Origin of the sequence: Pseudomonas paraeruginosa (assembly GCF_003025345.2) — a bacterium.
GTDB lineage: Bacteria > Pseudomonadota > Gammaproteobacteria > Pseudomonadales > Pseudomonadaceae > Pseudomonas > Pseudomonas paraeruginosa.
In genome coordinates, this window is sequence record NZ_CP020560.1 from 1,360,559 (window position 1) to 1,379,674 (window position 19,116).

General features: G+C 67.7%; 15 protein-coding genes. 14 read left to right on the top strand and 1 reads right to left on the bottom strand.

Going from position 1 to position 19,116, the window contains the following annotated elements; translation table 11 throughout:
- Window positions 1-25: 25 nt before the first annotated feature.
- A complete protein-coding gene (locus B7D75_RS06595; RefSeq protein ID WP_033997404.1) occupies window positions 26-931 on the bottom strand; it encodes a LysR family transcriptional regulator in 906 nt (301 codons plus the stop codon).
- A 171-nt stretch (window positions 932-1,102) separates the two neighbouring features.
- Between B7D75_RS06595 and B7D75_RS06600 the strand changes: the two genes are divergently transcribed.
- The 14 genes from B7D75_RS06600 to B7D75_RS06665 all read left to right on the top strand — a co-directional run bounded on the left by B7D75_RS06600 (window position 1,103) and on the right by B7D75_RS06665 (window position 19,066).
- Window positions 1,103-2,776: a GMC family oxidoreductase gene (locus B7D75_RS06600; RefSeq protein WP_043104067.1), complete on the top strand. Its 1,674-nt coding sequence runs from the start codon at window positions 1,103-1,105 to the stop codon at window positions 2,774-2,776.
- A 108-nt stretch (window positions 2,777-2,884) separates the two neighbouring features.
- Window positions 2,885-4,504: an MFS transporter gene (locus B7D75_RS06605; RefSeq protein ID WP_034080288.1), complete on the top strand. Its 1,620-nt coding sequence runs from the start codon at window positions 2,885-2,887 to the stop codon at window positions 4,502-4,504.
- A 264-nt stretch (window positions 4,505-4,768) separates the two neighbouring features.
- Entirely contained in the window at window positions 4,769-6,397 is a 1,629-nt protein-coding gene (wspA, locus tag B7D75_RS06610; protein ID WP_034080289.1) for a Wsp signal transduction system chemoreceptor WspA, read from the top strand.
- 4 nt (window positions 6,398-6,401) lie between these two features.
- Window positions 6,402-6,917 carry a chemotaxis protein CheW gene (locus B7D75_RS06615; RefSeq protein ID WP_034080290.1) on the top strand — a complete coding sequence of 172 codons (516 nt, stop codon included), beginning with the start codon at window positions 6,402-6,404 and terminating at the stop codon, window positions 6,915-6,917.
- On the top strand, window positions 6,914-8,179 hold the full coding sequence (locus B7D75_RS06620) for a CheR family methyltransferase (RefSeq protein ID WP_107113860.1): 1,266 nt from the start codon (window positions 6,914-6,916) through the stop codon (window positions 8,177-8,179). Before B7D75_RS06615 ends, B7D75_RS06620 begins: the two co-directional genes overlap by 4 nt.
- Window positions 8,172-8,861 carry a chemotaxis protein CheW gene (locus B7D75_RS06625; RefSeq protein ID WP_034080291.1) on the top strand — a complete coding sequence of 230 codons (690 nt, stop codon included), beginning with the start codon at window positions 8,172-8,174 and terminating at the stop codon, window positions 8,859-8,861. Before B7D75_RS06620 ends, B7D75_RS06625 begins: the two co-directional genes overlap by 8 nt.
- Window positions 8,858-11,152, top strand: coding sequence for a Wsp signal transduction system sensor histidine kinase WspE (wspE, locus tag B7D75_RS06630; RefSeq protein ID WP_012074659.1), 2,295 nt, complete (start codon window positions 8,858-8,860; stop codon window positions 11,150-11,152). Before B7D75_RS06625 ends, wspE begins: the two co-directional genes overlap by 4 nt.
- On the top strand, window positions 11,149-12,156 hold the full coding sequence (wspF, locus tag B7D75_RS06635) for a Wsp signal transduction system protein-glutamate methylesterase WspF (protein WP_003152284.1): 1,008 nt from the start codon (window positions 11,149-11,151) through the stop codon (window positions 12,154-12,156). The genes wspE and wspF overlap by 4 nt, the downstream gene beginning before the upstream one ends.
- A 107-nt stretch (window positions 12,157-12,263) precedes the next feature.
- Window positions 12,264-13,304 (top strand): Wsp signal transduction system regulator diguanylate cyclase WspR, encoded by a 1,041-nt coding sequence (gene wspR / locus B7D75_RS06640; RefSeq protein WP_003152286.1) that lies wholly within the window; start codon window positions 12,264-12,266, stop codon window positions 13,302-13,304.
- 115 nt (window positions 13,305-13,419) lie between these two features.
- Window positions 13,420-14,515 (top strand): peptide chain release factor 2 gene (gene prfB / locus B7D75_RS06645; protein WP_107113861.1). Its coding sequence is split into 2 segments (ribosomal slippage): window positions 13,420-13,491 and window positions 13,493-14,515, totalling 1,095 coding nucleotides; the frame shifts between segments, so codons are not numbered across the junction.
- 168 nt (window positions 14,516-14,683) lie between these two features.
- A complete protein-coding gene (gene lysS, locus B7D75_RS06650) occupies window positions 14,684-16,189 on the top strand; it encodes a lysine--tRNA ligase (RefSeq protein WP_003152290.1) in 1,506 nt (501 codons plus the stop codon).
- A 210-nt stretch (window positions 16,190-16,399) separates the two neighbouring features.
- Window positions 16,400-17,113, top strand: coding sequence for a TetR/AcrR family transcriptional regulator (locus B7D75_RS06655; protein WP_012074664.1), 714 nt, complete (start codon window positions 16,400-16,402; stop codon window positions 17,111-17,113).
- A 97-nt stretch (window positions 17,114-17,210) separates the two neighbouring features.
- Complete coding sequence (locus B7D75_RS06660) at window positions 17,211-17,762, top strand: hypothetical protein (RefSeq protein ID WP_003154121.1); 552 nt, start codon at window positions 17,211-17,213, stop codon at window positions 17,760-17,762.
- A gap of 8 nt (window positions 17,763-17,770) precedes the next feature.
- Window positions 17,771-19,066 (top strand): flavohemoglobin expression-modulating QEGLA motif protein, encoded by a 1,296-nt coding sequence (locus B7D75_RS06665; protein WP_003154120.1) that lies wholly within the window; start codon window positions 17,771-17,773, stop codon window positions 19,064-19,066.
- Window positions 19,067-19,116 lie beyond the last annotated feature (50 nt).

Genomic DNA, 19,116 nt, shown 5'->3' on the forward strand with positions numbered 1-19,116 from the left:
ATAACGCCCCTGGCGGTATCCGCCGTTACAGCGGCGCCGCCGCCGATGCGCCCAGCAGGACCTCCCGCTCGCGCTGGCACAGCTCCAGCAGGAAGTCCCAGACCACCCGCAAGCGCACCGAGCGGTGCAGTTCCCGACGGGTGCTCATCCAGTACTCGCGCTGGATGCTTTCCTCCGGCAGCACCGGCACCAGCAGCGGATCGCGGCTGCCCATGAAGTGCGGCAGGATCGCCAGGCCGATGCCGGCCTGCGCCGCCTGCTGCTGGGCGACCACGCTGGTGCTGCGGAACACCACCTGCGGGTGGCGGCAGAAACTGTGGTGGAACATCAGTTCCTGGCTGAACAGCAGGTCGTCCACGTAGCCGATCCACTGGTGCCGGCCCAGGTCGTCGCGGTCGCGCAGCGGCGGCGCCTGTTCCAGGTAGGCGGGGCTGGCGAACAGGGCCAGGCGGTAGCGGGTCAGCAGGCGGGTGATCACCAGGTCGGCCCCCGGCCGGTCGAGGGAGATGGCGATGTCCGCCTCGCGGTTGGTGATGCTGACGAAGCGCGGCACCGAGACCAGCTCGACCTCCAGGCCCGGGTACTGGCGCATCAGCTGCGCCAGGCGCGGAGCGAGGAACACGCTGCCGAGGCCTTCGGTGACGCCGATGCGGATCTGCCCCAGCGGCGAGATGCTCTGGCTCATTTCCTCCTGGGCGAGGAGCGCGGTGTTCTCCATCGCCTCGGCGTGCTTGAGCAGCGCCTGGCCGGCCGGGGTCAGCTGGTAGCCGCCGGTGTGCTGGGCGAACAGCTGGGTGCCGAGGTCGCGTTCGATGTTTTCGATGTGCCGGGCCACCGTGGCGTGGGTGGTGCCGAGGCGCTTGGCGGCGGTCAGCAAGCGCCCGCTGCGCTGCAACTCGAGGAAGAAACGCAGGTCATTCCAGTCGAACATGAGGAGGCGCCTTCTGCCGGGCCGAGGGGCGTTGTTAGAAAACGAACAATAGCTGCCCCGAAACGTTTGTTTTTTTATCGCGAATGAACGACTAGCCTCAAGCCGTTCGAGACTTGCCGGTCATCCGCAGGTCCGACGGCCCACGACAAGAACGACAAGACGAGGCTCGCCATGCCCGAGGTACTGGATACCTACGACTACCTCATCGTCGGCGCCGGCCCCGCCGGCTGCCTGCTGGCCAACCGGCTTTCCGCCGACCCGGCCAACCGCGTGCTGCTGCTGGAAGCCGGCGGCCCGGACAACTACCCCTGGATCCACATTCCCGTCGGCTACCTCTACTGCATCGGCAACCCACGCACCGACTGGTGCTTCGACACCGACGCGGTGCCCGGTCTGGACGGCCGCTCCCTGAAGTACCCGCGTGGCAAGGTGCTCGGCGGCTGCTCCTCGATCAACGGCATGATCTACATGCGTGGCCAGGCCCGCGACTACGACCAGTGGGCGGCCGAAGGCAACCCCGGCTGGAGCTGGAAGGACCTGCTGCCGCTGTTCCGCAGGATGGAGGATCATTTCGCCGGCACCAGCGAGCTGCACGGCGCCGGCGGCGAATGGCGGGTGGAGCGCCAGCGCCTGTCCTGGGCGCTGCTCGACGCCTTCCAGCGGGCGGCGGCGCAGACCGGCATCGCCAGCGTCGAGGATTTCAACGGCGGCGACAACGAAGGCTGCGGCTACTTCCAGGTCAACCAGCGCGGCGGGGTGCGCTGGAATGCCGCGAAAGGCTTCCTGCGCGGCATCGCCCAGCGCGCCAACCTCACCGTCCTGACCCACGCCGAGGTGCAGCGGGTAGTGCTCGAGGACGGTCGCGCCAAGGCCCTGCTGGTCCGCTGGGAAGGCCGCGAGCGACGCTTCGAGGCGCGGCGCGAGATTGTCCTGAGCGCCGGCGCGATCGGTTCGCCCTGCCTGCTGCAACGATCCGGCATCGGCCCGCGCGAGCTGCTGGAGCGGCTTGGCGCCGGCGTCGTCCACGAACTGCCGGGCGTCGGCGGCAACCTCCAGGACCACCTGCAACTGCGCCTGATCTACAAGGTCGAGGGTGTCCCGACCCTCAACCAGATCGCCGGCAGCGCCTGGGGCAAGCTGGGCATGGGCCTGCGCTACCTGCTCAACCGCAGCGGCCCGCTGTCGATGGCGCCGAGCCAACTGGGCGCCTTCGCCCGTTCCGATCCGCAACAGCCGTCGGCCAACCTCGAATACCACGTCCAGCCGCTTTCGCTGGACCGCTTCGGCGAGCCGCTGCACGCCTTCCCGGCGTTCACCGCGTCGGTCTGCGACCTGCGCCCGCACAGCCGCGGGACGGTGCGCATCCGCTCGCTGGAAGCGGACGCGGCGCCGTCGATCCAGCCCAACTATTTGAGCGATCCGCGTGACCTCGAGGTCGCCGCCGACGCGATCCGCCTGACCCGTCGGATCGCCGCCGCTCCGGCCCTGGCCGCCTTCCGCCCGGAGGAGTACAAGCCTGGCCCGGAGTACCGCAGCGAAGAAGACCTGCGACGCGCCGCGGCCCAGATCGGCACCACCATCTTCCATCCGGCCGGCACCTGCCGCATGGGACAGGGGCCGCTGGCGGTGGTCGACGCGCAGTTGCGCGTGCACGGGATTCCCGGCCTGCGCATCGCCGACGCCTCGATCATGCCCAGCCTGACCTCGGGCAATACCTGTTCGCCGGTGCTGGTGATCGCCGAGAAGGCGGCGCAGATGATCCTCGCCGAGCGTCGTCGCGACGCCGCGCCGCAGGTCGTCGAGAGCGCCATGGCGGCCGGCGGCAAGGAAGCGGTGGAGGCCTGAGGATCGCTACACCCCGTATCGCGTGGCGCCCGGCGCCGCAGCGGTCGACGCTGAAAACGGAAATGGCAGACAACAATAAGAGCCCCCACAAGGGGCGGGAGAGCCGCAATGACCGAGTACGCAACGACCCCTTCCTACACAGTGCCTGCGACCACGCCCCAGGAGGAGCGCAAGGTGATCTTCGCCTCCTCGCTTGGCACGGTCTTCGAGTGGTACGACTTCTTCCTCTACGGTGCCCTGGCGGCGGTGATCAGCAAGCAGTTCTTCGCCGGCGTCAATGACACCACGGCCTTCATCTTCGCCCTGATGGCCTTCGCCGCCGGCTTCCTGGTGCGGCCCTTCGGCGCCCTGGTGTTCGGCCGCCTGGGCGACATGATCGGGCGCAAGTACACCTTCCTGGTGACCATCCTGTTGATGGGGCTGTCGACCTTCGCCGTCGGCCTGCTGCCCACCTATGCCTCGATCGGGGTCGCCGCGCCGATCATCCTGGTCACCCTGCGCATGCTCCAGGGCCTGGCCCTGGGCGGCGAGTACGGCGGCGCGGCGATCTACGTCGCCGAGCACGCCCCGGCGAACAAGCGCGGCAGCTACACCAGCTGGATCCAGTCCACCGCGACCCTCGGCCTGCTGCTCTCGCTGCTGGTGATCCTGGCCTGCCGCCAGTTGACCGGCGACGAGTTCGAGACCTGGGGCTGGCGCCTGCCATTCCTGCTGTCCATCGTCCTGCTGGGCATCTCCACCTGGATCCGCCTGTCGATGCGCGAGTCGCCGGCATTCCTCAAGATGAAGGCCGAGGGCAAGGTCAGCAAGGCGCCGTTGCGCGAGTCCTTCACCAACTGGGGCAACCTCAAGGTGGTGCTGACCGCGTTGTTCAGCATCAACGCGGGGCAGGCGGTGACCTTCTACACCGCGCAGTTCTACGTGCTGTTCTTCCTCACCCAGGTGCTCAAGGTCGATGGCGGCACCGCCAACGGCCTGCTGATCGTCGCCCTGCTACTGGGCGCGCCATTCTTCATCGTCGCCGGCTGGCTGTCCGACCGCATCGGCCGCAAACCGGTGCTGCTGGCCGGGCTGCTGCTCGCCACGCTGTTCTATTTCCCTCTGTTCAAGGCCCTGACGCACTACGCCAATCCGGCCATCGACCAGGCCAGCCGGCAGTCGCCGATCAGCGTGATGGCCGATCCGGCGACCTGCACCTTCCAGTTCGACCCGGTGGGCAAGGCGACCTTCGACAGTCCCTGCGACAAGGTCAAGACCTTCCTGGTCAAGAGCGGCCTGCCGTATTCCACCTCGGCCGCGCCCGCCGGCAGCGAGGTGCGGGTGAGGATCGGCAGTACCGAGATCGCCGGCTTCGACGCGACGGCCATGGCCGCCGCGGTGAAGGCCGCGGGCTATCCGCAGCAGGCCGACAGCAGCCAGGTCGACAAGCCGATGGTGGTCGCCATCATCTTCGCCCTGGTGCTGATCTCGACCCTCTGCTACGGCCCGCTGGCGGCGCTGATGGTCGAACTGTTCCCGACCCGCATCCGCTACTCTTCGCTGTCCCTGCCGTACCATATCGGCAACGGCTGGTTCGGCGGTTTCCTGCCTACGGTCTCGTTCGCCCTGGTGGTGTACACCGGCGACATCTTCTATGGCCTCTGGTACCCGGTGCTGATCACCGGCGGCAGCCTGGTCTGCGCCCTGCTGTTCCTCCGCGAGACCCGCCACGCCGACATCCACCGCTGATAACGCGCCCCGCTCCCGGCCAGGGAGCGGGGCGCGCGTTCCACCCGGGATGTGCATGCCTTCTCAGAAAAGTCTGGCTTGCCAGTTTTCTTTCTTTCTCTTTCTGCCACACTTCTGGCGTCAAAAAACGTCTTTCCAGCGCCTACAATTACTCGAAAAACCTATGGCGCTGCTTGCCGGTGCAGGGGACGGCCTATACAGTCCGCGCGATTGACGGCCGTTGTGGCGGCAGAACGATTCCGGACTCGAGTCTTGGGGAAAAATGTGAAGAACTGGACTGTTCGCCAGCGAATCCTGGCAAGTTTCGCCGTGATCATCGCCATCATGCTGCTGATGGCCGCTACTTCGTACGTGAAGATGCTGACGGTGGAGAAGGGTGCCTACCGCGTCCAGGACGACGCCATGCCGGGCATGTACTTCATCACGCTGGTGCGCAGCTCGTGGACCGACAACTACCTGCAGACCCAGGAACTGTTCGGCCTCTCCGACGACCACGCGCTGAGCAAGGCCGAGGCCGACAGCATCCGCGCCAGCGAGGAGCGGCTCGACCGGCAGATCGCTTCCTACCAGAAGACCATGAACCCGGACGAGACCCGCGACCACGAACTGCTCGCCGGCTTCCTGGGCGTGCGCAAGGCCTACCTGGAGCAGCACGACAAGGTCCTCGAGCTATACCGCGAGAAGCGTTTCGAAGAGGCCGGCAAGCTCCTCGCCGGCCCGCTGACCCAGCACTGGCGCGACGGTCGCACGTACCTCAACGAGATGATCGAACTGAACAAGGACATCGCCGACCGCGCCTCGGCCAACATCGTCAACGCGGTCGACGATGCCGAGCTGAGCATGCTGGTCGCCCTGCTGCTGGCGGTGGCGGTGGCCGGCGTCTGCGGCTTCCTGCTGCTGCGCGCGATCACTCAGCCGATCCAGAAGATCGTCCGCAGCCTCGACCTGATGGCCGGCGGCGATCTCACCGCGCGCCTGGACCTGGGCCGTCGCGACGAGTTCGGCGCCATCGAGACCGGTTTCAACGGCATGGCCGAGGAGCTCAAGGGCCTGGTGTCGCAGGCGCAGCGCTCGTCGGTGCAGGTGACCACCTCGGTCACCGAGATCGCCGCGACCTCCAAGCAGCAGCAGGCCACCGCCACCGAAACCGCCGCCACCACCACCGAGATCGGCGCTACCTCCCGGGAGATCGCCGCCACTTCGCGTGACCTGGTGCGGACCATGAGCGAGGTTTCCGGCGCCGCCGAGCAGACCTCGACCCTGGCCGGCTCCGGCCAGTTGGGCCTGGCGCGCATGGAGGAGACCATGCACCACGTGATGGGCGCGGCCGACCTGGTCAACGCCAAGCTGGCGATCCTCAACGAGAAGGCCGGCAACATCAACCAGGTGGTGACCACCATCGTCAAGGTCGCCGACCAGACCAACCTGCTCTCGCTGAACGCCGCCATCGAGGCGGAGAAGGCCGGCGAGTATGGCCGCGGCTTCGCCGTGGTGGCCACCGAGGTGCGCCGGCTGGCGGACCAGACGGCGGTCGCCACCTACGACATCGAGCAGATGGTGCGCGAGATCCAGTCCGCCGTATCGGCCGGGGTGATGGGCATGGACAAGTTCTCCGAGGAGGTTCGCCGCGGCATCGCCGAGGTCGGCCAGGTCGGCGAGCAGCTGTCGCAGATCATCCAGCAGGTCCAGGCGCTCGCGCCGCGGGTGCAGATGGTCAACGAGGGCATGCAGGCGCAGGCCACCGGCGCCGAGCAGATCAACCAGGCGCTGGTGCAACTGGGCGAGGCCACCGGACAGACCGTGGAATCGCTGCGCCAGGCCAGTTTCGCCATCGACGAGCTGAACCTGGTGGCGAACGGGCTGCGCAACGGCGTATCCCGCTTCAAAGTCTGAGGTCGTGACCGTGCCCCGCTCGGCCGGCGACCCCCGGCGCACCAGCAAGCTGTTCCTGCTGTTCCGCATGGAGGGTGACCGCTATGCCCTGGATGCCCGCGAGGTGGTCGAGGTGTTGCCGCTGCTGCGCCTGAAACGTATTCCGGAGGCGCCGGAATGGGTCGCCGGGGTGTTTTCCCATCGCGGCGCGCTGGTGCCGGTGCTCGATCTCTGCGCGATGGCCTTCGGCCGTCCGGCCCTGGCGCGCACCAGTACGCGGATCGTGCTGGTCGAGTACCGCGCCCGGGCGGAGGCGGAGGCGGTCTGGCTCGGGCTGATTCTCGAACAGGCCACCGACACGCTGCGCTGTGAACCCTCGGCGTTCCGCGAATACGGCCTGGACAACGGTGCCGCCCGCTACCTCGGCCCGGTCTACGAGGGGCCGCAGGGACTGGTGCAGTGGGTGCGGGTCGAGGCGTTGCTGCCCGAAGCGGTGCGCAGCCTGCTGTTCCCGCCGGCGGCCGGCGAGGGGGTTGCATGAACGAGCGCTTCGAGCGCCTGCTCAAGAGCAGGATCGGCCTGGACGCCAGCTCGGTGGGCAGCGCGGTGATCGAGCGCGCGGTGCGCCAGCGCATGAGCAGCAACGCGCTGCACGACGAGGACGAATACTGGATGCGCCTGAACGGCTCGCCCGGCGAGGTGCAGGCGCTGATCGAGGCGGTGGTGGTGTCGGAGACCTGGTTCTTCCGCTACCCGGAGTCCTTCACCACCCTCGCCAGGCTGGCCTTCGAGCGCCTGCCGAGCCTGGGCGGCGGACGCGCGCTGCGGATCCTGAGCCTGCCCTGCTCGACGGGCGAGGAACCCTATTCCATCGTCATGGCGCTGCTCGATGCCGGCCTTTCCGAGTACCTGTTCGAGGTCGACGCGCTGGACGTCAGCGCCCGGGTGATCGAGCGCGCCAGACTCGGCGTGTACGGCAGGAACTCGTTCCGCGGCGACCAACTGGGTTTCCGCGACCGCCATTTCAGCGAGGTCGCCGACGGCTATCAGTTGGCCGAGCAGGTCCGGCGCAAGGTGCGCTTCCGTTGCGGCAACCTGCTCGAGCCCGGTCTGCTGGCGGGCGAGGCGCCCTACGATTTCGTGTTCTGCCGCAACCTGTTGATCTATTTCGACCGACCCACCCAGAGCGAGGTGGTCGAGGTGCTCAAGCGCCTGTTGCGGCCGGACGGGGCGATGTTCATCGGGCCCGCCGAAGCCAGCCTGCTCAGCCAGCACGGCATGCAGGCGATCGGCGTGCCGCTGTCTTTCGTCTTCCGCCGGGCCGCCGAGGCGCCTCGCGGCGCCCGGCCCAAGCCGGTAGCCACGGCGCCACGCGCCGCCGCGCCCGTCGTCGCCGCGGAGCGGACGGGTAGCCGCCCGTCGCCGCCGGCGAAACCGCGCCAGCGCCTGTCCAGCCTGGTTCCGCCCGCCAGTGGCCAGCCGGCCGCTGGCGCTGGCGGCGAGTTCGACGAGATAGCCCGCCTGGCCGATGCCGGCCGGCACGACGAGGCGCGCGTCGCCTGCGAACGCCAACTGGCCGCGCACGGTCCCTCGGCCGCGGCGTTCTACTGGCTCGGCTTGCTCAGCGACGTCGCCGGGCAGGTTCGCGAAGCCCAGGATTTCTATCGCAAGGCCCTGTATCTGCAGCCGCAGCACGCCGAGGCCCTGGCGCAACTGGCGGCGCTGCTCGCCGCCAGCGGCGACCACGCCGGCGCCCGGCGCCTGCAGCAGCGCGCGGCCCGTGGAGTGAACAAAGATGGTTGAGGCGAGCCTGACCTTGCTCGATACCCAACAGGTGGACGACTGCTGGAACCGGATCGGCGTGCATGGTGATAAGTCCTGCGAGCGCCTGCACGGTCATATCCACTGCCGCAACTGCGAAGTCTATGCCGCCGCGGCGACCCACCTGCTCGACCGCATCGCCTTGCGCCAGGACCAGCTCGACAGCGCGGAGGCGCTGGGCGGCCAGTCCGAAGAGGCGGACCTGGGCGAGACGCGCTCGGTTCTGGTGTTCCGCCTGGGCGAGGAGTGGTTCGGCCTGGCCACCGGCAGCCTGGTGGAGGTGGCGCCGATGAATCCCATCCACTCCCTGCCGCATCAGCGTTCGCGCGCCCTGCAGGGGGTGACCAACGTGCGCGGCGCATTGGTCGCCTGCCTGTCGCTGAGCGAGCTGCTGGACCTGGAGCCTGGCATCGCCACGGTCGGCGAGCGCCGGGTGGTGCCGCGCATGCTGATCATTTCCGCCGTCGGCGGGCCGGTGGTGGCGCCGGTGGAGGAAGTCGACGGCATCCATGCGCTGCCGCTGGCGCGGGTGCTGCCGCCCAACCACGCCGACGGCCAGGCCTCGCGCCGGCACGTGGCCGGGGTGCTGCAATGGCGCGAACGGAGCATCACCCTGCTCGACGAAGGCCCTCTCCTGCAAGCCGTCGCGCGGAGCCTGGCATGACTCCGGACCAGATGAGGGACGCATCGCTGCTCGAGCTGTTCCGGCTCGAGGCGGAGGCCCAGACCCAGGTGCTCAATGCCGGCCTGATGGCGCTGGAACGCAGCCCGACCCAGGCCGACCAGCTGGAAGCCTGCATGCGCGCGGCGCATTCGCTGAAGGGGGCGGCGCGGATCGTCGGGCTGGACGCCGGCGTGCGCGTGGCGCATGTCATGGAGGACTGCCTGGTGGAGGCGCAGGATGGACGCCTGCTGCTGCAATCGGAACATATCGACGCGCTGTTGCAGGGCTGCGACCTGCTGCTGCGCATCGGCACGCCACCCGCCGGCGACGCCGGCTGGGCCGACGGGGCCGGCCGGGAAGAGATCGATGGCCTGGTGGAGCGCCTGGAGACCCTGGTGCGCAGCGGCCTGCCGCTGGCCCGCGCGGAACTGCCGGTGGCGAACCCCGTGCTGCCCGAGGTGGATGCCGAAGCGCCGTCGGCCGTCCCCGCGCCCGCCAGCGAAGAGAGCGACGACGAGCCGGCGAGCCAGGCCGACGAGCGCCGCAGCCGCGTGCTGCGGGTCACCGCCGAACGCCTGGACCGGCTGCTGGACATTTCCAGCAAGTCGCTGGTGGAGTTCCAGCGCATCAAGCCGCTGGCCGACTCCCTGCAGCGCCTGCGTCGCCTGCAGTCCAGCGCCAGCCGGGCGCTCGACGTGGTGCGCGAGACGGTCCAGGAAACCAGTCTCGACCCGCAGGCCCAGGCCATGCTCAGCGAGGCGCGGCAACTGATCGGCGAGTGCCAGCAGATGCTGGTGCAGCACATCGCCGATCTCGACGAGTTCGCCTGGCAAGGAGGGCAGCGCGCCCAGGTGCTCTACGACGCGGCCCTGGCCTCGCGGATGCGGCCGTTCGCCGATGTGCTCAGCGGGCAGGCACGGATGGTCCGCGACCTCGGGCGCTCGCTGGGCAAGCAGGTGCGCCTGCTGGTCGAGGGGGAGACCACCCAGGTCGATCGCGATGTCCTGGAGAAACTCGAGGCGCCGCTCACCCATCTGCTGCGCAACGCGGTCGACCACGGTATCGAGGCGGCGGAAACCCGCCTCGCCGCCGGCAAGCCGGCCGAGGGACGGATCACCATCCGTGCCCGTCATCACGCCGGCATGCTGGTGCTGGAACTGAGCGACGACGGCGGCGGCATCGACCTGGAGCGCTTGCGCGAGACCGTGCTCAACCGCCAGTTCGCCACCGCCGAGACCGCGGCGCAACTCAGCGAGGAGGAACTCCTGGCCTTCCTGTTCCTGCCCGGCTTCAGCATGCGCGAGCAGGTCACCGAGGTCTCCGGGCGCGGCGTCGGCCTGGATGCCGTGCAACACATGGTCCGCCAGTTGCGTGGTGGGGTGCGCATGGAGCAGCGCCAGGGGCGGGGCACGCTGTTCCATATCGAGGTGCCGCTGACCCTGTCGGTGGTGCGCAGCCTGGTGGTGGAGATCGGCGAGGAGGCCTACGCCTTCCCGCTGGCGCACATCGAGCGGATGTGCGAGTTGCAGGCCGAGGAGATCGTCCAGCTCGAGGGCCGCCAGCATTTCTGGTACGAGGGCCGCCACGTCGGCCTGGTGTCCGCCGCGCAACTGCTGCAGCGCCCGGAAGGCGGCCGTGGCGAGGGGGCGATCCCGGTGGTGGTGGTGCGCGACCGCGACGCGGTCTACGGCATCGCCGTGGAGCGTTTCGTCGGTGAGCGCACGCTGGTGGTGATGCCGCTCGACCCACGCCTGGGCAAGGTTCGTGACGTCTCCGCCGGAGCCTTGCTGGACGACGGTTCGCCGGTGCTGATCCTGGATGTGGAGGACCTCCTGCATTCGGTCGGCAAGCTGCTCAGCAGCGGCCGCCTGGAGCGCATCGATCGCAGCCGCCGGCAGGCCGGCGGGGCGCAGCGCAAGCGGATCCTGGTGGTCGACGACTCGCTCACCGTGCGCGAACTGGAGCGCAAGCTGCTGCTCGGCCGCGGCTACGACGTGGCGGTGGCGGTGGATGGCATGGACGGCTGGAACGCCTTGCGCTCGGAGCATTTCGACCTGCTCATCACCGACATCGACATGCCGCGCATGGATGGCATCGAGCTGGTCACTCTGGTGCGCCGCGACAGCCGCCTGCAATCGCTGCCGGTGATGGTGGTGTCCTACAAGGATCGTGAGGAAGACCGTCGGCGCGGCCTCGACGCCGGCGCCGACTATTATCTGGCGAAGGCCAGTTTCCACGATGAGGCCTTGCTGGATGCCGTCGTCGTCCTGATCGGAGAGGCACAGGGGTGAGGATCGGAATCGTCAATGACATGCCGCTGGCCGTGGAGGCCCTGCGTCGCGCCCTGGCCTTCGAGCCGGAGCATCAGATCGTCTGGGTCGCCGCCAACGGCGCCGAGGCAGTGACCCAATGCGCCGCCGATACCCCCGACGTGGTGCTGATGGACCTGCTGATGCCGGTGATGGACGGGGTCGAGGCAACTCGTCGGATCATGGCGGAAAGTCCTTGCGCGATCGTGATAGTCACCGTCGATATCGAGCAGAATGTGCATCGGGTCTTCGAAGCGATGGGGTATGGTGCGCTCGATGCGGTGAACACGCCGGCGCTGGGCATCGGCAATCCGCAGACGGCAGCGGCGCCGCTGCTGCGCAAGATCCAGAACGTCGGCTGGCTGATCGGCCAGCGCGACAGCCGCGGCAAGGTCCAGGTGGTTCCGCCGAAGAGCGGCGGGGCGCGCCAGCGCCTGGTGGCGATCGGCGCCTCGGCCGGCGGCCCGGCGTCGCTCGCGGTATTGCTCAAGCAACTGCCGGCCAGTTTCAATGCCGCCGTGGTGCTGGTGCAGCATGTCGACGAGGTGTTCGCCGCCGGCATGGCCGAATGGCTGGCCAGCGAATCGAAGCTGCCGGTTCGCCTGGCGCGCGATGGCGAGCCGCCGATGCCGGGGCAGATCCTGCTGGCGGGTACCAACAACCACATCCGCCTGTTGCGCAACGGTTCGCTGGTGTACACCGCCGAACCGCGTTCTTTCGTCTACCGGCCGTCCATTGACGTGTTTTTCGAGAGCGTGGCGAACTTCTGGCGTGGCGACGCCGTGGGCGTGCTGCTCACCGGCATGGGCCGCGATGGCGCCCAGGGGCTCAAGCAGATGCGCGAGCGCGGCTTCCTCACCATCGCCCAGGACCAGGCCAGTTGTGCGGTCTACGGGATGCCGAAGGCCGCGGCGGCGATCGATGCCGCGGTGCAGATCCTGTCCCTGGAGAAGATCGCCCCGCGCCTGGCCGAGGTATTCGACTAGCCGGGCGCGAGCCCGGCCAGGCGCCAGGATAGGCGCCGGCACCCGCCCGCGCGGTGGGTGGAACAGCATTCAATTTGATACGAGGGGCCCCGGTCCCGGAGAGAAACATGCACAACCCTCATGAGAGCAAGACAGACCTGAGCGCCCCCGTGGATGGCGCGGTCATGGTATTGCTTGTCGATGATCAGGCCATGATCGGAGAGGCTGTGCGTCGCTCGCTGGCGAGCGAGGCGGGCATCGACTTCCATTTCTGTTCCGATCCGCAGCAGGCGGTGGCGGTGGCCAACCAGATCAAGCCGACGGTGATCCTCCAGGACCTGGTGATGCCCGGCGTCGACGGCCTGACGCTGCTCGCCGCCTACCGTGGCAACCCGGCTACCCGGGACATCCCGATCATCGTCCTGTCGACCAAGGAGGAACCGACGGTGAAGAGCGCGGCGTTCGCCGCCGGCGCCAACGACTATCTGGTCAAGCTGCCGGATGCCATCGAACTGGTGGCACGGATCCGCTACCACTCGCGCTCGTACATCGCCCTGCAGCAGCGCGACGAGGCCTACCGGGCGCTGCGCGAGAGCCAGCAGCAATTGCTGGAGACCAACCTGGTGCTACAGCGGCTGATGAACTCCGACGGCCTGACCGGCCTGTCCAATCGCCGCCACTTCGACGAATACCTGGAGATGGAGTGGCGCCGCTCGCTGCGCGAGCAGTCGCAGCTGTCGCTGCTGATGATCGACGTGGACTATTTCAAGAGCTACAACGACACCTTCGGCCACGTCGCCGGCGACGAGGCTCTGCGCCAGGTCGCCGGGGCCATCCGCGAAGGCTGCAGCCGTTCGTCGGACCTGGCGGCGCGCTATGGCGGCGAGGAGTTCGCCATGGTCCTGCCGGGCACCTCGCCAGGCGGTGCGCGATTGCTCGCGGAGAAGGTCCGGCGCACGGTGGAGAGCCTGCAGATCAGCCACGACCAGCCGCGCCCCGGCTCGCACCTGACCGTCAGCATCGGCGTCAGCACCCTGGTGCCGGGCGGTGGCGGGCAGACCTTCCGGGTCCTCATCGAGATGGCCGACCAGGCGCTCTACCAGGCCAAGAACAATGGCCGCAACCAGGTCGGCCTGCTGGAGCAACCGACGCCGCCGGCGGCCGGCTGAGCGACGGCCATGCGTCGCCGGTAGCGTTAAATCGCGCTCGGCGTACTGCCGGCGCGGCGCAAGTGCAGTATACTTCGCAGCTTTTCGACGTTTTCCCCGCGAGTGACCGCCAGCCATGGAAATCAACCCGATCCTCAACAGCATCAAGGACCTCTCCGAGCGCACCCAGACCATTCGGGGGTATCTTTGACTACGATCAGAAGCATGATCGCCTGGTCGAAGTAAACCGCGAGCTCGAAGACCCCAACGTCTGGAACAACCCCGAATACGCCCAGAACCTCGGCCGTGAGCGCGCCCAGCTGGCGCAGGTGGTGGAAACCCTGGACGACCTGACCAGCGGCCTGGCCGATTCCCGCGACCTGCTGGACATGGCCGTCGAGGAAGGCGACGAGGGGGCCGCCGGCGACGTCGCCGGCGAAGTCGAGCGCCTGCGCGAGATCCTCGAGAAGCTGGAGTTCCGCCGCATGTTCAGCGGCGAGATGGACCCGAACAACGCCTACCTGGACATCCAGGCCGGTTCCGGCGGCACCGAGGCCCAGGACTGGGCCAACATGCTGCTGCGCATGTACCTGCGCTGGGCCGACAAGCACGGCTTCGACGCCACCATCATCGAGCTGTCCGAGGGCGAGGTCGCCGGTATCAAGGGCGCCACCGTGCACATCAAGGGCGAGTACGCCTTCGGCTGGCTGCGCACCGAGATCGGCGTGCACCGCCTGGTGCGCAAGAGCCCGTTCGATTCCGGCAACCGTCGCCATACCTCGTTCACCGCGGTGTTCGTGTCGCCCGAGATCGACGACAACATCGAGATCGAGATCAACCCGGCCGACCTGCGCATCGACACCTACCGCTCCTCCGGCGCGGGCGGTCAGCACGTGAACACCACCGATTCGGCGGTGCGGATCACCCACGTGCCGACCAACACCGTGGTGGCGTGCCAGAACGAACGCTCCCAGCACGCCAACAAGGACACCGCGATGAAGATGCTGCGGGCCAAGTTGTACGAGCAGGAGATGCAGAAGCGCACCGCCGCCTCGCAGGCGCTGGAGGACACCAAGTCGGACATCGGCTGGGGTCACCAGATCCGCTCCTACGTGCTCGACCAGTCGCGGATCAAGGACCTGCGCACCGGCATCGAGCGCAGCGACTGCGACAAGGTGCTCGACGGCGACCTAGACGAATACCTCGAAGCCAGCCTCAAACAGGGGCTGTAAAGCCGCTGCGCTTGGCCATGCCGCGTTGGAAAATGGCTCGGACCGCGCGTTTACCGGCGTAAACTCCGCGCCCTCGCCATTTTTCGCCTTGCCAGGCCCCGCGCTCGCCCCCCTGTTGCGCAATCCGTTTCCACAGGCAAGAGAGCCTAACCAGGAACCACCAAGACCATGAGCGACCAACAACTCGACCAGCACGAACTGCAACAGGAAGAAAACAAGCTGATCGCCCAGCGCAAGGAAAAGCTTGCCGCCGTGCGCGAAGCGCGGGCCATCGCCTTCCCCAACGACTTCCGCCGCGACGCCTATTTCGCGGACCTGCAGAAACAGTACGCGGACAAGACCAAGGAAGAGCTGGAAGCCGCAGCCATCCCGGTCAAGGTCGCCGGTCGGATCATGCTCAACCGCGGTTCCTTCATCGTCCTCCAGGACAGCAGCGAGCGCCTGCAGGTCTACGTCAACCGCAAGACCCTGCCGGAAGAGACCCTGGCCGAGATCAAGACCTGGGACCTGGGCGACATCATCGGCGCCGAAGGCGTGCTGGCGCGCTCGGGCAAGGGCGACCTGTACGTCGACATGACCAGCGTGCGCCTGCTGACCAAGTCGCTGCGCCCGCTGCCGGACAAGCACCATGGCCTGACCGACACCGAGCAGCGCTACCGCCAGCGCTACGTCGACCTGATGGTCAACGAGGAAACCCGCCACACCTTCCGCGTGCGCTCCCAGGTCATCGCCCACATCCGCCGCTTCCTCAGCGAGCGCGGTTTCCTCGAAGTGGAGACCCCGATGCTGCAGACCATCCCCGGCGGCGCCGCGGCCAAGCCGTTCGAGACCCATCACAATGCGCTGGACATGGCCATGTTCCTGCGCATCGCCCCGGAGCTGTACCTCAAGCGCCTGGTGGTCGGCGGTTTCGAGAAGGTCTTCGAGATCAACCGCAACTTCCGCAACGAAGGCGTCTCGACCCGGCACAACCCCGAGTTCACCATGCTCGAGTTCTACCAGGCCTACGCCGACTACGAAGACAACATGGACCTGACCGAGGAACTGTTCCGAGAGCTGGCCCAGGCGGTTCTCGGCAGCACCGACGTGCCGTACGGCGACAAGGTCTTCCACTTCGGCGAGCCGTTCGTGCGCCTGTCGGTGTACGACTCGATCCTCAAGTACAACCCGGAGATCACCCCCGCCGACCTCAACGACGTCGAGAAGGCCCGGGCCATCGCCAGGAAGGCCGGCGCCAAGGTCCTCGGCCACGAAGGCCTGGGCAAGCTGCAGGTGATGATTTTCGAAGAGCTGGTGGAGCACAAGCTGGAGCAGCCGCACTTCATCACCCGCTACCCCTTCGAGGTTTCGCCGCTGGCCCGCCGCAACGACGAGGACCCGAGCGTCACCGACCGCTTCGAGCTGTTCATCGGCGGCCGCGAGATCGCCAACGCCTATTCCGAGCTGAACGATGCCGAGGACCAGGCCGAGCGCTTCATGTTGCAGGTCAAGGAGAAGGACGCCGGCGATGACGAGGCGATGCACTACGACGCCGACTTCATCAACGCCCTGGAATACGGCATGCCGCCGACCGCCGGCGAAGGCATCGGCATCGACCGCCTGGTGATGCTGCTGACCAACTCGCCGTCGATCCGCGACGTGATCCTGTTCCCGCACATGCGCCCGCAGGCCTGAGTCCCGCAACAGTCCATGGAAAAGCCGCCTTCGGGCGGTTTTTTCATGGCCACGCGGTATCCCGGCTGCCTGGCCTGGGGCCGATAGCCGCCGATCCGCCGGCTGACCACGGGAGGTGCGGGCGGGACCGGAGATCCCCGATAGCGGCCGATTGATTCCACGCGAAAAAGCCCGAACAATGCCCCATCGTCCGCGAGCGGAGGAAACACCGTGCCCCGAGTAGCTCCCAGAGACAGCGCCGCCCAGGCCGCCAGCGCGGTGGCCGAGAGCGTCAGGTACCAGGGCCGCAAGGCCAGCCGCCAGGGCAGCGAGCAGCGCCGCCAGGCGATCCTCGACGCCGCCATGCGCCTGATCGTCCGCGATGGCGTGCGCGCCGTGCGCCACCGCGCGGTGGCCGCCGAGGCCCAGGTGCCGTTGTCGGCCACCACCTACTATTTCAAGGACATCGACGACCTCATCACCGACACCTTCACCCTCTTCGTCGAGCGCAACGCCGAGGCGCTGTCGGCATTCTGGCGCAGTGTGGAGGGCGACCTCCAGGAGATGGCCGCGGTCCTGGCCGGCGACCCCGGCGCCCGTGGCTCGCTGGTGGAGCAGATCGTCGAGCTGGCCGTGCAGTACGTCCAGGTCCAGCTCACCGAGCGCCGCGAACACCTGTTGGCCGAGCAGGCCTTTCGCCAGGAGGTGCTGCTCAACCCGCGCCTGCGCGAACTGGCCGACGCCCACCAGCGGATCCTCTCCCTCGGCGCGGTGCATTTCTTCCAGGTGCTCGGCTCCAGCGAGCCCGAGCAGGACGCCAAGGTGTTGACGTCGATTATTCTGCAGATGGAATATCAGGGCCTCGTGGATGGGGTGGAGCAACTGGCCGTGGACGAAATGCGCGCCATACTCAGACGGTACCTGAACCTGGTCATGGGCCTCTGACCCGAGCGTCCAACCCCGCCATGGCGGGGTTTTTCATAGCCGAACCTTGCCTCGGCCAGCGGGTCGCAGGGGCTGGAGGGTTCCTAAGGAGCGTGTGATGAAAGCCTGGCGTTGCCTGGTGGTCCTGAGTTTCCTGCTGCTGGGCGGATGCCTGGTCACCTTCAAGGAGCCGATCCCGCCGCGGGAGGCGGCGCCCAGCCACCTGCTCGGCACCTGGAGCCGGGAAAACGAGTGGAAGGAGGAACAGTTCCTCGAGATCACCCGTTCCGGCAGCAATGTTTACCGCGCGGTCAGCTACGTGGACAGCAAGGACAATACCGAGAGCCTGGAGGACTACGGCTTCACCGTGTCCCACCAGGGCAAGCGCTGGTACCTGTCGGCCGGCCTGCCGAAGAGCCTGGGCGGCAACTTCGCGATCGCCGGCTTCGAGATCACCGACGGCGACGAACTGGTGATCTACAACCTCGATGTCGAGCGCATCGTCGAGGACCTCGGCAAAGGCCAGCTCGACGGCGAGACCGTCGACAGCGAGCAGGGCAAGGGCGCGCTGGTGCGCAGCCCGCTGGAAAAGGTCTTCGCCTACCTGAACGATCCCGCCAATTCCGACGTGTTCGTCGAGGCCGCCCGCTTCCAGCGGGTCACCCAATGAGATTGCCGATGAGCCAGCGCAAGGCGCAGAACGACTACCAGAAGATCATCCGCTCCCTGTCCGACCGCATCGTCGAGGCGCAGACGCCGATCCGCGTGCTGGACGCGATCAAGTGGGACGACGGGATCCGCCAGGACTTCCTCAAGGGCCGTGGAAAGCACGCGCCGAAGGTCGATCGCGGCTACTACGACAGCCGCCCGCTGGCCTTCGACGCCAGCGCCAAGAAGCAGGAATTCCAGAACATCGAGCGCGACATCACCCGCCAGCTCGGCCAGTTCAACCCGGTCGGGCAGATCATGCGGCGGATGTGCAAGGAATACCGGATGGTCATCCGCATGCTCGAGGCGCGCGGCACCCCGGACCTCGGGCTGATCTCCCAGGAACTCTACGGCTCGGCCTCGGATGCCTTCCACGCCGGCGATCCGACCCTGGCCGACCTCGGCCTGATGCTCTCCGACTACCTGAACAACATCGCCGACCGCGGCGACCTCAAGGACGAACCCAAGACCCTGACCGCCAAGGAGGTCGTGCCGATCCTGCAGGCGCGGCTGAACACCGTGTTCGGCGAGGAGGAGGGCACCATCCGCGTCTTCGAGTCCGACGGCATCGTCGCCGACGCGGCGGCCGGCGCCGACTACATCAAGGTGCGCGCCGATGCCCTGTTCAACGAGCGCGACGTGCGCGCGCTGGAGGTCCACGAAGGTCTGGTGCATGTCGGCACCACCCTGAACGGCCTGAACCAGCCGATCTGCACCTTCCTCGCCAAGGGCCCGCCGTCCTCCACGGTGACCCAGGAAGGCCTGGCGATCCTGATGGAGGTGATCGCCTTCGCCTCCTACCCGACCCGCCTGCGCAAGCTGACCAACCGCACCCGGGCGATCCACATGGCCGAGGAGGGCGCCGACTTCCTCGACGTGTTCCATTTCTACCGCGAGCAGGGCTACAGCCTGGAAGACAGCTACCAGAACGCCAGCCGGGTGTTCCGCGGCTCGACACCGGACGGCCTGCCGTTCACCAAGGACCTGTCGTACCTGAAGGGCTTCATCCTCATCTACAACTACATCCAGCTGGCGGTGCGCAAGGGCAAGCTCGAGCAGATCCCCCTGCTGTTCTGCGGCAAGACCACCCTGGAAGACATGCGTACCCTGCGCCAACTGGTCGACGAGGGCCTGGTGGCGCCGCCGAAGTACCTGCCGCCGCAGTTCCGCGACCTCAACGCGCTGTCGGCCTGGATGTGCTTCTCGAACTTCCTCAATCACCTCAGCCTGGACCGCATCGAAGCGGACTACGCGAACATCCTCTGACCGTTCCCGCCGTACCGGTCCTTCCCGGTGCGCGCGCGGGCGGTCGGCCG